14 protein-coding genes and 1 other RNA gene are annotated in these 12,760 nt (G+C 61.1%); 6 read left to right on the forward strand and 9 right to left on the reverse strand.

The genetic code is table 11. The features are described from left to right. The first annotated feature begins 175 nt into the window (after positions 1–175). Positions 176–493, forward strand: coding sequence for a DUF2388 domain-containing protein (locus tag AC07VF_RS06620; RefSeq protein ID WP_065987516.1), 318 nt, complete (start codon positions 176–178; stop codon positions 491–493). Between the two features lie 97 nt (positions 494–590). Here AC07VF_RS06620 and gcvH read toward each other — a convergent pair whose 3' ends face one another. From gcvH to AC07VF_RS06660, 8 genes are all read right to left on the reverse strand, one after another. Further along, a complete protein-coding gene (gcvH, locus tag AC07VF_RS06625) occupies positions 591–974 on the reverse strand; it encodes a glycine cleavage system protein GcvH (RefSeq protein ID WP_495008390.1) in 384 nt (127 codons plus the stop codon). 66 nt (positions 975–1,040) lie between these two features. Continuing rightward, complete coding sequence (gcvT, locus tag AC07VF_RS06630) at positions 1,041–2,123, reverse strand: glycine cleavage system aminomethyltransferase GcvT (RefSeq protein ID WP_192171357.1); 1,083 nt, start codon at positions 2,121–2,123, stop codon at positions 1,041–1,043. 154 nt (positions 2,124–2,277) lie between these two features. Beyond that, the gene (locus AC07VF_RS06635) at positions 2,278–3,894 is read right to left on the reverse strand and encodes an ABC transporter permease (RefSeq protein WP_495008389.1); all 1,617 of its coding nucleotides are present in this window, start codon (positions 3,892–3,894) and stop codon (positions 2,278–2,280) included. A 202-nt stretch (positions 3,895–4,096) separates the two neighbouring features. Continuing rightward, the gene (locus AC07VF_RS06640; protein ID WP_192171359.1) at positions 4,097–5,098 is read right to left on the reverse strand and encodes an extracellular solute-binding protein; all 1,002 of its coding nucleotides are present in this window, start codon (positions 5,096–5,098) and stop codon (positions 4,097–4,099) included. Between the two features lie 268 nt (positions 5,099–5,366). Next, the gene (locus AC07VF_RS06645; RefSeq protein ID WP_192171360.1) at positions 5,367–6,587 is read right to left on the reverse strand and encodes a 2-octaprenyl-3-methyl-6-methoxy-1,4-benzoquinol hydroxylase; all 1,221 of its coding nucleotides are present in this window, start codon (positions 6,585–6,587) and stop codon (positions 5,367–5,369) included. A gap of 49 nt (positions 6,588–6,636) precedes the next feature. Further along, on the reverse strand, positions 6,637–7,824 hold the full coding sequence (gene ubiH, locus AC07VF_RS06650) for a 2-octaprenyl-6-methoxyphenyl hydroxylase (protein ID WP_282365801.1): 1,188 nt from the start codon (positions 7,822–7,824) through the stop codon (positions 6,637–6,639). After that, positions 7,821–9,155, reverse strand: coding sequence for a Xaa-Pro aminopeptidase (gene pepP / locus AC07VF_RS06655; protein ID WP_369305153.1), 1,335 nt, complete (start codon positions 9,153–9,155; stop codon positions 7,821–7,823). Before pepP ends, ubiH begins: the two co-directional genes overlap by 4 nt. An 81-nt stretch (positions 9,156–9,236) precedes the next feature. Next, positions 9,237–9,794: a YecA/YgfB family protein gene (locus AC07VF_RS06660; protein ID WP_192171362.1), complete on the reverse strand. Its 558-nt coding sequence runs from the start codon at positions 9,792–9,794 to the stop codon at positions 9,237–9,239. Between the two features lie 149 nt (positions 9,795–9,943). Between AC07VF_RS06660 and AC07VF_RS06665 the strand changes: the two genes are divergently transcribed. From AC07VF_RS06665 to AC07VF_RS06685, 5 genes are all read left to right on the forward strand, one after another. Next, positions 9,944–10,153 (forward strand): TIGR02449 family protein, encoded by a 210-nt coding sequence (locus AC07VF_RS06665; RefSeq protein ID WP_037016503.1) that lies wholly within the window; start codon positions 9,944–9,946, stop codon positions 10,151–10,153. Next, on the forward strand, positions 10,150–10,473 hold the full coding sequence (locus tag AC07VF_RS06670; RefSeq protein ID WP_282365809.1) for a cell division protein ZapA: 324 nt from the start codon (positions 10,150–10,152) through the stop codon (positions 10,471–10,473). The genes AC07VF_RS06665 and AC07VF_RS06670 overlap by 4 nt, the downstream gene beginning before the upstream one ends. Before the next feature lie 31 nt (positions 10,474–10,504). Continuing rightward, a non-coding RNA gene (ssrS, locus tag AC07VF_RS06675) (6S RNA) lies at positions 10,505–10,683 on the forward strand. A 101-nt stretch (positions 10,684–10,784) separates the two neighbouring features. Further along, positions 10,785–11,414, forward strand: coding sequence for a 5-formyltetrahydrofolate cyclo-ligase (locus AC07VF_RS06680; protein WP_346628096.1), 630 nt, complete (start codon positions 10,785–10,787; stop codon positions 11,412–11,414). A gap of 392 nt (positions 11,415–11,806) precedes the next feature. Further along, entirely contained in the window at positions 11,807–12,256 is a 450-nt protein-coding gene (locus AC07VF_RS06685; RefSeq protein WP_423571910.1) for an EVE domain-containing protein, read from the forward strand. A gap of 17 nt (positions 12,257–12,273) precedes the next feature. Here AC07VF_RS06685 and AC07VF_RS06690 read toward each other — a convergent pair whose 3' ends face one another. Beyond that, complete coding sequence (locus tag AC07VF_RS06690) at positions 12,274–12,684, reverse strand: flagellar basal body-associated protein FliL (RefSeq protein WP_192171367.1); 411 nt, start codon at positions 12,682–12,684, stop codon at positions 12,274–12,276. Positions 12,685–12,760 lie beyond the last annotated feature (76 nt).

A 12,760-nucleotide genomic window follows, 5' to 3' on the forward strand; every position in this document is an offset into this window, starting at 1 on the left:
GTACTCTGCCCGATCAGCTTCCCACCGTCATCAGCCATGACCTCCGAACGTTGATCAACGCCCGGACGAGGCGACTTGGCAGGTCGTTGCGCTATGAAGCCCTGCGCATGGGGAACTAGAACGCGAGATGGCGTATCAAATCGTTTCAGAACAAACCAACATCGGAGTACCCGTCATGCGTCTTAAACTTGCTGTAGCCACGTTAGCCTTGCTTTCCCTGCCGGTCGGTTCAGCAATGGCCGACGGTTTTCTGCGGGACGTGCTTTCGTCTGGTGCCACAACCGGTTCGACCTACCTCACCTTCCGTCACCACAAGCTGATCGTCGCTGCACAAGATGACGCTGGCAGCTTCGTCGCCAGCAACGGCGAAATCCGTGGCCCATACCTGGAAGCCGCCATGGATCAGGTGCGCAAGGACAACCCGGCCCTCAAGGCATCGGACATGGACCTGGCGAACGCCATCCTGGCGAAGAATCTGGTTGCCGAGCAATAAGTCAGACCTGTCGAGACGGGTTGGCGGCATAACGCCGATTTCGCTCCCACTAAAAAGCCGCTCACTTGAGCGGCTTTTTTGTGCCTGACCGATGGGCTTATTCGCCGATCAGTGCCTTGTAGCCGGCTGCATCAAGCAGCTTGCCCAGGTCCGCGGTATTGGCTGGCTTGACCTTGAAAATCCACGACGCGTATGGCGCCTCGTTCAATGCCTCTGGGCCATCAGCCAGTGCCTCGTTGACCTCGACGACTTCGCCCGCCACGGGCGAGTAGATGTCAGACGCAGCCTTTACCGACTCGACGACACCGGCCTGATCACCTGGGGCAGCGAAAACCTTACCCACCTCAGGCAGCTCGACGAACACCACGTCACCCAGCGCTTCCTGCGCATGATCGGAAATACCGACAACGATCAGATCACCCTCTTGCTTCGCCCACTCGTGGCTCTCGGCAAAACGCAGTCCGGCGGGAATAGTGCTCATGTTCTTATCCTCTCTACTTCATCAGGTCAGCGGAAAAACCCGCCAGGGATGGCTTTCAAATCAGGGTTATATCAGGGCCTTGCCGTGACGCACGAATGCGGGTCGAACCACTCGGACCGGGTACCACTTGCCCCGGATTTCCACCTCGGCACGGTCAGCGGTGGCCATCGGCACTCGCGCCAGCGCGATCGACTTGCTTAGCGTAGGAGAGAAACTACCACTGGTGATCTCTCCTTCGCCAACTTCCGCTATTCGGACGACCTGATGAGCGCGTAAAACGCCCCGCTCTTCGAGGACCAGCCCTACAAGTCTTGAGGAGATGCCTCGCGCGCGCTCTGCTTCGAGTGCTGCACGCCCGATGAACGTTCGGTCTTCAGGCGTCCACGCGACCGTCCAGGCCATGTTGGAGACCAGCGGCGAAACCTGCTCGTCGATTTCCTGACCGTACAGATTCATGCCCGCTTCCAGCCGCAGCGTATCGCGGGCGCCCAGACCGATAGGCGAGATGCCGGCACCGACCATGTCGTTGAAAAAACTGCAGGCTTCGGTGGCGGGCAGGATGATCTCCAGGCCGTCTTCACCGGTATAACCTGTGCGGGCAATGAACCAGCCGCCTTCCTGCTGGCCTTCGAAGGGTCTGAGGGTGTGGATGAGCGCGGTGCGTTCCTGATTGACCAGTTCGCCGATCTTCTGCCGGGCGTTTGGCCCCTGAATGGCGAGCATGGCCAGCTCCGAGCGATGCCTGACGCGCACGTCGTAGCCGGCAAGGTTGGCGTTCATCCAGGCCAGATCCTTGTCGCCGGTGGCGGCGTTGACCACCAGTCGATAACCCTCGTCGGTCAGGTAGACGATCATGTCGTCGACGATACCGCCGTGGGTGTCGAGCATCGCGCTGTAAAGCGCCTGCCCGGTCTGTTGCAACCTGCCGACGTCGTTGGCCAGCAGATGTTGCAGCCAAGGCTTGGCCTGGCTGCCGGATACATCGAGCACATGCATGTGCGACACGTCGAAAATCCCGCAATCCCGGCGCACCTGATGGTGCTCCTCGACCTGCGATCCGTAGTGCAAGGGCATGTCCCAACCACCAAAATCGACCAGCTTCGCGCCGAGCGCGAGGTGCAGGTCAAAGAGGGGCGTACGCTGTCCCATGGGTTTCTCCTTCCGGGCGTGGCGAAGACGCGGTCACTGGCAATCCCGCAAATCCCCCGTGAATTGGGGTTTGGAGCCGTTGCTAATTTGTGGAATTGTCTGACAGACCGAGTCGATTGCGGCGCATTGTAGCCGCAAGGTTGGGACCCCGCACCTAACCAATCGGCTTAGCCGAACGTCTGATCAAACCGATGACCGGAAGCAGCCCGACCAGCACCAATGTCAGTGCAGGCAGAGCCGCACGCGCCCACTCGCCTTCGCTGGTCATTTCAAAGATGCGCACGGCCAGCGTGTCCCAGCCAAACGGGCGCATGAGCAGCGTGGCGGGCATTTCCTTGAGGACGTCGACGAAGACCAGCAGCGCAGCGCTCAACGTGCCGGGTATGAGCAGCGGCAGATAAATCCTGAAAAACAATCGTGGCCCACTGACCCCCAGACTGCGAGCGGCTTCGGGCAATGACGGGCGAATGCGCGACAGGCTGTTCTCGAGCGGCCCGTAGGCGACCGCAATGAAGCGCACCAGGTACGCAAGCACGAGCGCGCCCAGGCTGCCCAGCAAAAGCGGCCGGCCAGCACCGCCCATCCAGGTGGATAAGGGCACGACCAGTTCCCGGTCGAGATAACTGAACGCCAACATGATCGACACCGCCAGCACAGAGCCGGGCAGCGCGTAGCCGATGTTGGCGAGGCTGACGCCCGAGCGGATGGCGCGAGTGGGGGCGAGACGCCGGGCAAACACGAGAATCACCGCGACGCACACCGTGACCAGCGCAGCGATGCCGCCCAGATAAAGCGTGTGCAGGATCAACCCGGCGTAGCGCTCGTCGAGGTCGAAACGCCCGCGCTGCCAGACCCAGACAATCAACTGCAGCAGTGGCACCACAAACGCGCAGGCGAACACCAGCCCACACCATGTGCTGGCGGCGGCGGCTTTCAGGCCGCGCAGGTGATACAGCGCATTGACCCTCGGACGCTCGTTGCTCGGTCGGCTAGCCCCCCGTGCGCGATGCTCGCCGTACAGCAGGACCATGACGGCCAACAGCAGCAGGCTCGCCAGTTGCGCCGCGCTCGACAGGCTGAAGAAGCCGTACCAGGTTTTGTAGATGGCGGTGGTGAAGGTGTCGAAATTGAACACCGACACCGCGCCGAAATCCGCCAGTGTTTCCATCAACGCCAACGCGACACCGGCACCGATCGCCGGCCGCGCCATGGGCAATGCCACGCGCCAGAACGCTTGCCACGGCGACTGCCCCAAAATGCGGGCGGCCTCCATCAGGCCTTTGCCCTGCGCCAGGAATGCCGTGCGCGCCAACAGATAGACGTAGGGGTAAAACACCAGCACCAGCACGATGATCACGCCACCGGTCGAGCGCACTCGCGGCAGACGCAGGCCGGAGCCGAACCACTCGCGCAACAGCGTCTGCACCGGACCTGCGAAATCCAGCAATCCCACAAAGACAAACGCCAGCACATACGCCGGGATGGCAAACGGCAGCATCAGCGCCCAGTCGAGCCAGCGCCGCCCCGGGAACTCACACAGCGCCGTCAGCCACGCGAGACTCACGCCCAAGACCGTAACGCCCAGCCCGACGCCGAGCACCAGCGTCAGGGTATTGCCAAGCAACCGTGGCATCTGGGTTTCCCAGAGGTGGGACCAGATCTGCTGGTCGACGGTTTGCCAGGAGAACAGCAGCACGCTCAACGGCAGCAGCACCAGCGCGGCGATGGTGAAAACCAGGGGGTACCAGCGACGCTGGGGGGAGTGGGCCAAAGGGGTTACTCATGGAGAGTTGCGGGTTGCCGAAGCCCTTGGGGGGAGCGACCGGGGTGGCGCTCCACCTTGCTCGCGAAGAGGCCGGCACATCCGCTAGATCTCCAGCGATTGAAATGCCATCTTCGTGAGCAAGCTCACTCCCACAGGATCTTCACCAAAATGCAAAACCGGCGTTAATCCGGGCTTCTTTTGCGAGAGATCAGTTCCAGCCAGCACGGTCCATCATGCGAATCGCCTCGGCCTGCCGCCGACCGGCCACTTCAACCGGGATTGTGTCCGCCTTGAATGCGCCCCAGCTCGCCACTTCTTCGGACGGTGCGACTTTCGGGTTGGCCGGGAATTCCTGGTTGGTGCCGGCGAATATCGTCTGGGCTTCGGGGCCCGTCATCCATTCCACCAACGCCTTGGCGGCGTCGGCATGGGGCGCGTACTTGGTCAGGCCAATGCCGGAAAGATTGACGTGCACGCCGCGATCCGACTGATTGGGCCAGAACAAGCGCACGGCAAGGTCCGGATTGTCCTTGTGCAAGCGACCGTAGTAGTAAGTATTGACGATGCCGACGTCGCATTGGCCGGCATTGATGGCTTCCAGCACCGCGATGTCATCGGAAAACACGTCCGTCGAGAGGTTGTTCACCCAGCCCCTGAGAATCTTTTCAGACGCCTCGGCGCCGTGGGTTTCGATCAGCGTGGCGGTCAGCGACTGGTTGTAGACCTTCTTGGCGGTACGCAGGCAAAGACGTCCTTCCCACTGTTTGTCGGCCAGCGCTTCGTAGGTGGTGAGTTCTTCAGGTTTGACGCGATCGGTGGAGTAGGCGATGGTCCGCGCGCGCAGGCTCAGGCCGGTCCAACTGTGAGTGGAAGAGCGGTATTGCGGGGGAATATTCGCGTCGATGACCGGCGAAGTGAACGGCTGCAGGATACCCATCTGTTCCGCTTGCCAGAGGTTGCCTGCGTCGACGGTGAGCAGCAGGTCAGCCGTTGCGTTCTGGCCCTCGGCCTTGATGCGCTGCATCAGCGGGGCTTCCTTGTCGGTGATGAACTTGACCTTCACACCGGTCTTGGCGGTGTAGGCATCGAACACCGGTTTGATCAGCTCATCGATTCGGGAGGAATACACCACCACTTCATCTGCGGCCTGGGCGGTGCTGCCGAGCACGGTTAATGCCAGGGCAGCCAAAAGACGCTTGCTCGCCTGCATGCAGGTTCTCCTGATTCGAGAGAGGGGAAAAACGAGGCGAAATGGTAGTGAATCGCATCTACCATCTCAACCGAAGTCAGGATTGAGCCGTTACCGGATGTTGCGGAGTGCCGGCGGTGAACCCTCTGAACGCGCGCGGTTTCAGTGGGACCGGCGTCAGCCGGGAAGAGGCCGGCTTCAACGCCATCAGATTCCCCGCGTAGCAAATGGCGCTTTCCCAGCTAAGCCGGTCCCACAGTGAAGCGCGCGGACAGAAAGCGCTGTGCCGTCAGAGCTTCGCCAACTCGGGGAGGTCCCCGGTCAGCCCCAACGCCTGACGCACGAACAATGCTTTGGCTTCTGCCGAATGATCGACCATCTTCAGCCCGGCATTGCGCAGCAAACGAACCGGCAGCGCATCGGCCTGGAACAGCCGCTCGAAGCCTTCCATCGCCGCCATCAACGCCAGGTTATGCGGCATGCGCCGACGCTCGTAACGGCTCAACACACGCTCATCGGCCAGACGCTCTCCGCGCCCGACCGCACCGCGCAGCACTTCGGCGAGCACGGCTGCGTCGAGAAAGCCCAGGTTGACGCCCTGCCCCGCCAATGGATGAATGGTGTGCGCGGCATCGCCGATCAGCGCAAGGCCCGGCGCCACATAACGCTTGGCATGGCGTTGCCGCAGCGGGACGCAAACCCGCGAATCAGCCGAGATCACCTGCCCGAGACAGCCTTCGAACGCATTCTCCAGCTCACGGCAGAAGCGTTCGTCATCGAGCTTCATCAACCGCTCGGATTGCTCCGGTGTCACCGACCAGACGATGGAGCACCAATGCTCACCCTCTCGGTCCAGCGGCAAAAAGGCCAGCGGGCCGTCGTCAGTAAAGCGCTGCCAGGCGGTTTTGCGGTGGGAGTCCGCCGTGCGCACGCTCGTCACAATGGCGTGATGCAGGTAGTCCCATTCCCGCGTCGCGGTGCCCGTCATGCGCCGCACGGTCGAGTTGGCGCCATCGGCCGCGACTACCAGCGGCGCGCGCAATGTGCGGCCGTCGGACAGGGTCAGCAGCCAGTCATCGCCGGAGTGACGCATCTGCTCCAGACGCGCATCGGCCAGCAAACCGATGTTGCTGTCATGCAAGCGTTCGACCAGCGCATCCTGCACCACGCGGTTTTCAACGATATGCCCAAGCACTTCGGCGTGAACGCTGGAGGCAGAAAAATGCACCTTGCCCGTGCCGCTGCCATCCCACACGTGCATGTCGCTGTAGGGGCTGACTCGCCGCGCAACGATGCCGTCCCAGACGCCTAGCCGCTCGAGAATGCGCTGACTGGCGATGGACAGCGCGCTGACCCGCGCCTCGAACGGCGCGTCGGCCACGAACGGCTTGACCGTCAGAGGACCACCATCCACCACGAGGATGTTCAGCCCACTGTCGCGCAGCGCCAGTGCAAGCGCGCTCCCCACCATTCCGGCCCCGACAATCAGCAGATCTGCGCGCGTTTCCATGCTTTAAATCGTTCTCGGTTGTGGCGAAGGCCACGAATGAATGGAGTGTTCAGACATCGCTTCGCGTTCCCAGGCCCATGGCCTGACGGGCGAACCAGCTCTTGGCGGACGGCAGCAGATCCAGGCCCAGGAGGCCCAAGTTGCGGCCTGCCGTGACGAGGGATTGCTGACTGCTGAACAGCCGGGTGACTTGATCCGAAAAGCCGACGGTCAGTTTTTGATCAACGCGCTGGCGCTCGCGGTAGGCCTGCAGCGTCGACAGCTCGCCCAGCGGTGCTTCGCTGGCGAGCAGTGATTCGGCCAGGGAGGCCGCATCACGCAGCGACAGGTTGAAGCCCTGCCCCGCAATTGGATGAAGACTGTGGGCCGCGTTGCCGAGCACCACCAGATGGGAGCGGATCTGCTCTTCGGCCTCGATCAACGCCAGCGGATAGCTATGCCGCGCACCCACTTGTTTCAGCGCACCCAAACGGTAGCCAAAGACGCCCTGCAGTTCTTCCAGAAAGCGTCGGTCGTCCAGCGCCATCAGCCGTTGAACGTCATTGCCGGTGCGCGTCCAGACCAGTGCGCAGCGGTTGTCCGGAAGCGGCAACAACGCCATGGGGCCATTTTCGGTAAACCGCTCGAAGGCCTCACCACCGTGTGGATCTCCCGGCGTGATGTTGGCAATGAGGGCGCTCTGATCGTACGGCGTGTTCCGCACGGCAATGCCCAACTGCTCGCGCAGGCTGGAGCGGCCGCCGTCGGCCAGCACCGCCAGATCGCAAGTGAGCTGAGTTTCGTCGTTCAGGGTCAGTTGGTAGCCATCGGGCAGCGCCTGCATGTGCGTGACCTCAGCCGGCACCCGCCAACTGATCACGTCCTTGTCCAGCGCCTGCCACAGGCATTGGCCAAGCCAGGCGTTTTCAACCACATAGCCCAGGGCCGGAACGCCTTCCTCCATCGAAGACAGGTGCGCAGCGCCGAACCGGCCTTTGTCGGAAACGTGAATTTTGAGAATCGGCTCGGCGCGGCGGCTGATCTGCTGCCACAGGCCCAGGCGCTCGTAGATCTGCCGCGCGCCGAAAGACAGCGCCGAAGAGCGCGCGTCATAGCTGGGCTGGTACGTGTCGCCAGGCGCAAACGGCTCGATCAGGACAATTTTCCAGCCCCGCGCCTTCGCCCCGGCTTGCAGGGCGAGAGCGAGGCTTGCGCCGACCAGCCCGCCGCCGACGATGGCCAGATTAAAGCGGCTCATGCGGCTTGGGTTCGCGCAGCGGCCATCAGGGCCTCAATGTCGGCAACGGTTTTTGGCACGTCGCCCGTCAGGATTTCACAGCCTTTTTTGGTCACCACGACGTCATCCTCGATTCGCACGCCAATCCCGCGCCACTTCTTGGCAACGGTCTGATTGTCCGGGGACACATAAATGCCGGGCTCGACCGTCAGCGCCATCCCGGCCTCCAGCACGCGCCACTCGCCGCCGACCTTGTATTCGCCGACATCGTGCACGTCCATGCCCAGCCAGTGTCCGGCACGGTGCATGTAGAAAGCTTTGTACGCTTCGGCGGCAATCAGTTCATCCACCGCGCCTCGCAGCAGCCCAAGTTCTACCAGGCCTTCGGTGATAACCCGAACCGTCGCCTCGTGAGCCTGATTCCAGTGATTGCCGGGTTTGATCGCCGCAAACGCCGCTTCCTGGGATTTGAGCACCACCTCGTAAATCGCTTTCTGTTCGGCGGAGAATTTGCCGCTGACCGGGAAGGTACGGGTGATGTCACTGGCGTAGCAGTCGATCTCGCAACCGGCATCGATCAGCACCAGATCGCCGTCTCTGAGCAGCGCATCGTTCTCCTGATAATGCAGGATGCAGGCGTTGCGCCCCGACGCGACGATGGAGCCATAGGCCGGCATCTTGGCGCCGCCCTTGCGGAATTCGTAATCCAGCTCCGCTTCCAGGCTGAACTCGTAGAGCCCGGCGCGACTGGCTTGCATCGCCCGCACGTGGGCCCGGGCCGAGATCTGCGCGGCCTCACGCATCACTTTCACTTCGGCCGCCGATTTATACAGGCGCATGTCGTGGAGCAGGTGATCCAGCGCAACGAATTCTTTCGGCGGCTGCGCACCCAGATGCGCCTTGGAGCGGATGACATTGATCCACTCCATCACATGTCGGTCGAATTCAGGATTACTGCCCATGGACGAATACACCCGATCGCGACCCTCGATGAGCCCGGGCAGGATGTCGTCGATGTCGGTGATCGGGAAGGCATCGTCGGCGCCGTACTCGCGCATCGCGCCGTCCTGACCCGCGCGCAGGCCGTCCCACAGCTCGCGCTCGGGATTGCGCTCGCGACAGAAAAGGACGTACTCACCGTACTCGCGGCCGGGGATCAGCACGATCACCGCTTCGGGCTCGGGGAAGCCGCTCAGGTACTGAAAGTCGCTGTCCTGGCGGTACACATGTTCAACGTCCCGGTTCCGAATGGCCACAGCCGCCGCTGGCAGAATGGCGATGCTGTTGGGCTCCATCTGCTCCATCAACGCCTTGCGGCGGCGGGCATATTCGGCTTTCGGGATATGAATCATGGGCAAGTGCGGTACTCCGGGAGGTGCGCTTCGGCCACCGCTGCGCAAGGGCGGCATGGCCGAAGCAGCGATGACGCGCTGTCAGTGCAAAGACGGCTTGGCTTCGTCTTCGGCGTCGGTTTTCTGGTTGAACTCGGTGAACAGCAGCAACGGCGCAACGCGCAGGTATTCCATCACTTCCATGTAGTCGCTCTCGCCGTCTTCGGACTCGTCGAGCGCATCGTGGACCTGAGCGATGGCAGCCAGATCTTGCAGCACGTCCCTGGCATCATCGCTGAGCGACTGACCACCGACCCGGGCAAAGCCGCTGAGGAAACCCTGGCACCACTGGGCCATGGCGGCGGTGCGCGTAGCCAGAGGCTCATCATCGCCGGGCAACAGCAACACGACGGTCATGTCGTCGCCGGTCAGTTCGCTTTTGACCATTGCCTGCAGGCCGATCAGGGCCTGGCGCACTTTGTCGTCAGGCTCTGTTTCCAGCAGCAGGTGAGCGTCGGTCAGCCACTCCTCAGCATCAAAGCCTGCGCCGGCGCAACTGCGACCGAGCAAAAGGCCGTGCAATTCGGCAGGCGATACGTGATGACCACTGCTGGTAAGGAGGGTGGCGAAGCCGTTGTACGGGGAATTCTGAATAGGCATGGGCAACTAGGCGCCAGGCGGCGCAATGTCTAGAATGAAGGCCTTGTATCGTAGCACCGGCAGACGCGCCCAAGCTATCAGGCGATGTCCGGGGCGAATCCAGACGCCAGCGCCTGCACCACTCATCTGAAAGTAATCAGTGGAAAACAATGGAAGACAACGACCTGCAAGCGCTGATGGCTCGACTGGAGTTATTGATCAATCGTGTCGAGCAACTAAAAAGTCAAAACGGACTCCTATTAGCTCAGGAAAAATCCTGGCGCGAGGAACGCGCTCAACTCATTGAAAAAAACGAAATCGCCCGGCAAAAGGTCGAGTCCATGATTTCGCGCCTCAAGGCCCTGGAGCAAGACTCATGAGTAATGGCAACAGCATCACCGTGCAAATCCTCGACAAAGAATATTCGATCATCTGCCCGCAAGAGGAGCGCACCAATCTGGTCAGCGCCGCGCGTTATCTGGACGGCAAAATGCGCGAGATCCGCAGCAGCGGCAAAGTCATCGGCGCCGACCGTATTGCGGTGATGGCCGCACTGAACATTACCCATGACCTTCTGCACAAACAGGAACTGCCACCCGCAAAGGCCCAGACAAATGGTGCCAATAGCGAGCAGGTTCGCGATTTGCTGGACCGTGTAGACCTGGTCCTTGCCACGGATTCGGATAAAGCACAAGGCTGATTGTTCGGACATGATTCGGTATACTTGCGACCGCTCCCTGGAGTGCTTGCCAGTCGGTCATGTCCCTGAGCCGATACGCACAACCACGGGGGTTGCACGTTGGGGTTGGTGTGCATGTCCGCTCGACGGAAAGCCTTAAAACCTCCTGCAATCTCCACCTTGAACTTTCGGGTTCAAGGGCTACACCGACAGCGGTTCGTCGGGGAGTCTCGAACCTTCTACCCATCGCCAGGCGTCCCGTCTGGCGGTGGGCATCGTGAATCTGCCTGATTACACGACATCACCTTCCAAAGCCTTACGGACCCGCCAGCATGACCTCATCCGGCGCCGCTCCCCTCCCAGATCCTTCAAGCCTCACTCGCCCACAGTTGCGTCGGCTGCTTCGCCATAATCGTCGCGCGCTCAGCCCGGCAGAACAGCGACAGGCGGCGCAGGGTGTGTACCGTCAACTTGCGCAAAACCCTCTGTTTCGCCGCGCCCGGCACGTTTCTCTCTATCTTCCGATGGACGGTGAGATCGACCCGCGCCTGCTGCTTCGTGCCGCTCAAAAACGCGGCAAGGCCACCTACCTGCCAGTGCTGAGCGCCTGGCCGCGAACGAAAATGGTGTTCCAGCGCGTGCATCCAGGGGAGAAGTTCAAGCCGAACCGGTTCCGTATCCCGGAGCCGCGCATCAATGCCAAGCGACAGCGCAAGATCTGGACACTGGACCTGGTGTTGATGCCGCTCGTGGGATTCGATCCGCAAGGCGGACGTCTTGGCATGGGGGGCGGCTTTTACGACCGCAGTCTGGCTTATCGCGCGCGTCGTAAAACCTGGCGCAAGCCGGTGCTGCTGGGACTGGCCCATGAGTGTCAGAAAGTCGCGAAGCTGGCGGTCGCCAGTTGGGATGTTCCGTTGGCAGGAACGGTGACGGATAAGCGCTGGTATGTGGCGGGGTGAATTGTCAGCAAGGCGCGCTCCTGAGAGGAAAGCGCGCTGCGAAAGCGGTTTAGCGGCGGGACAATGGCTGCTGTTGCTGAGTGATTTCAACCGGCGCGTCTGCCTTTGCGGCCCACAGACTTTGCGCGTAACCGGTGGTGACGATTCCCAAGCCGAACAAAATTGCCAAAACCCACAGTACATCCGGCTTGCGTCGCATTCATCGTCCCCTTTGTAACGAATCAGAATCTAAAATCGATAGCGGTTAAACAGGCTGCCAGATCGTGCAGCCCTTAAAATGCCGGCATTCTGCGGCAACGTGACGCAACACGCAAATACTGACGCCAGCCGACTGTCGGGTTGTCATCAAAACGTAGGACAACTTTCCCAACACCTGTTCAGGAGCCTTGTAAATGGCCTATTGGCTGATGAAATCCGAGCCCGACGAGCTCTCGATCAGCGGGCTTAAAAAGCTCGGTCAGACACGCTGGGACGGTGTCCGCAACTATCAGGCGCGGAACTTTCTACGCGCGATGGCCGTGGGTGATCAGTTCTTTTTCTACCATTCCAGCTGCCCCGAGCCCGGGATCGCCGGCATTGGAGAAATCGTTAAGTCCGCGTACCCCGATCCCACCGCGATGGACGAGAAAAGCCACTACTTCGATGCCAAAGCCACCGAGGAGAAAAATCCCTGGAGCGCCCTTGACGTGGCTTTCGTCGAGGCATTTCCGAAGGTGCTGGGACTGGGATTTCTGAAGCAGCAAGCTGCCCTTGAGCAATTGCCACTGGTGCAGAAAGGCAGCCGCTTGTCCGTCATGCCAGTGACGGACGAACAATGGGCCGCCGTACTGGGCCTGCGCTGAGTTCAGAATGCCGCGATTTACTGGGCGATAAAGTTATTGAACAGCAGGTCATCAACGACGGGCTTGCCGGTTTCCTGGGTCAATACCTGCTGGGTCTGCTTCAGCGCTTCCTGACGCAGTTTTTCCTTGGCATCGACGTTGCCCATGCTGTCGACCGTTTGCTGAGTGAACAACGCCACCAACTGGTTGCGAATCAGCGGCTCGTTCTGCTTCACCAGTTTCTGCGCTTCGGCGCCGGTCACGCGCAAGGCGACGTCGGCCTTGTAGACGTGCAGCTTCGGGCTACCGTCCAGCGCGTAGTTGCCCACGAAAGGTGGCGTCAACGCCACGTAGGAAACCTTGTTCGGATCTTCTTTCTCGCCGCCCTCTTCGGCCAGCGCTACAACAGGCATCGACAATGCCATCAACATAACAATCCACGCTTTCACAGTCCGCTCCTCAATCCGTTTTGCCGCATAGCTTACTTCAGCTTATGCACGCCTATCAGGCCGGGCCATGCTCATT

This window comes from Pseudomonas sp. GW821-FHT02H06 (genome assembly GCF_059421525.1).

Excerpts from the sequence above, each read along its gene's own strand:
- AC07VF_RS06620 (WP_065987516.1), top strand. The coding sequence starts at position 176 with ATGCGTCTTAAACTTGCTGTAGCCACGTTAGCCTTGCTTTCCCTGCCG.
- gcvH (WP_495008390.1), bottom strand. The coding sequence starts at position 974 with ATGAGCACTATTCCCGCCGGACTGCGTTTTGCCGAGAGCCACGAGTGG.
- gcvT (WP_192171357.1), bottom strand. The coding sequence starts at position 2,123 with ATGGGACAGCGTACGCCCCTCTTTGACCTGCACCTCGCGCTCGGCGCG.
- AC07VF_RS06640 (WP_192171359.1), bottom strand. The coding sequence starts at position 5,098 with ATGCAGGCGAGCAAGCGTCTTTTGGCTGCCCTGGCATTAACCGTGCTC.
- AC07VF_RS06645 (WP_192171360.1), bottom strand. The coding sequence starts at position 6,587 with ATGGAAACGCGCGCAGATCTGCTGATTGTCGGGGCCGGAATGGTGGGG.
- ubiH (WP_282365801.1), bottom strand. The coding sequence starts at position 7,824 with ATGAGCCGCTTTAATCTGGCCATCGTCGGCGGCGGGCTGGTCGGCGCA.
- pepP (WP_369305153.1), bottom strand. The coding sequence starts at position 9,155 with ATGATTCATATCCCGAAAGCCGAATATGCCCGCCGCCGCAAGGCGTTG.
- AC07VF_RS06660 (WP_192171362.1), bottom strand. The coding sequence starts at position 9,794 with ATGCCTATTCAGAATTCCCCGTACAACGGCTTCGCCACCCTCCTTACC.
- AC07VF_RS06665 (WP_037016503.1), top strand. The coding sequence starts at position 9,944 with ATGGAAGACAACGACCTGCAAGCGCTGATGGCTCGACTGGAGTTATTG.
- AC07VF_RS06670 (WP_282365809.1), top strand. The coding sequence starts at position 10,150 with ATGAGTAATGGCAACAGCATCACCGTGCAAATCCTCGACAAAGAATAT.
- AC07VF_RS06680 (WP_346628096.1), top strand. The coding sequence starts at position 10,785 with ATGACCTCATCCGGCGCCGCTCCCCTCCCAGATCCTTCAAGCCTCACT.
- AC07VF_RS06685 (WP_423571910.1), top strand. The coding sequence starts at position 11,807 with ATGGCCTATTGGCTGATGAAATCCGAGCCCGACGAGCTCTCGATCAGC.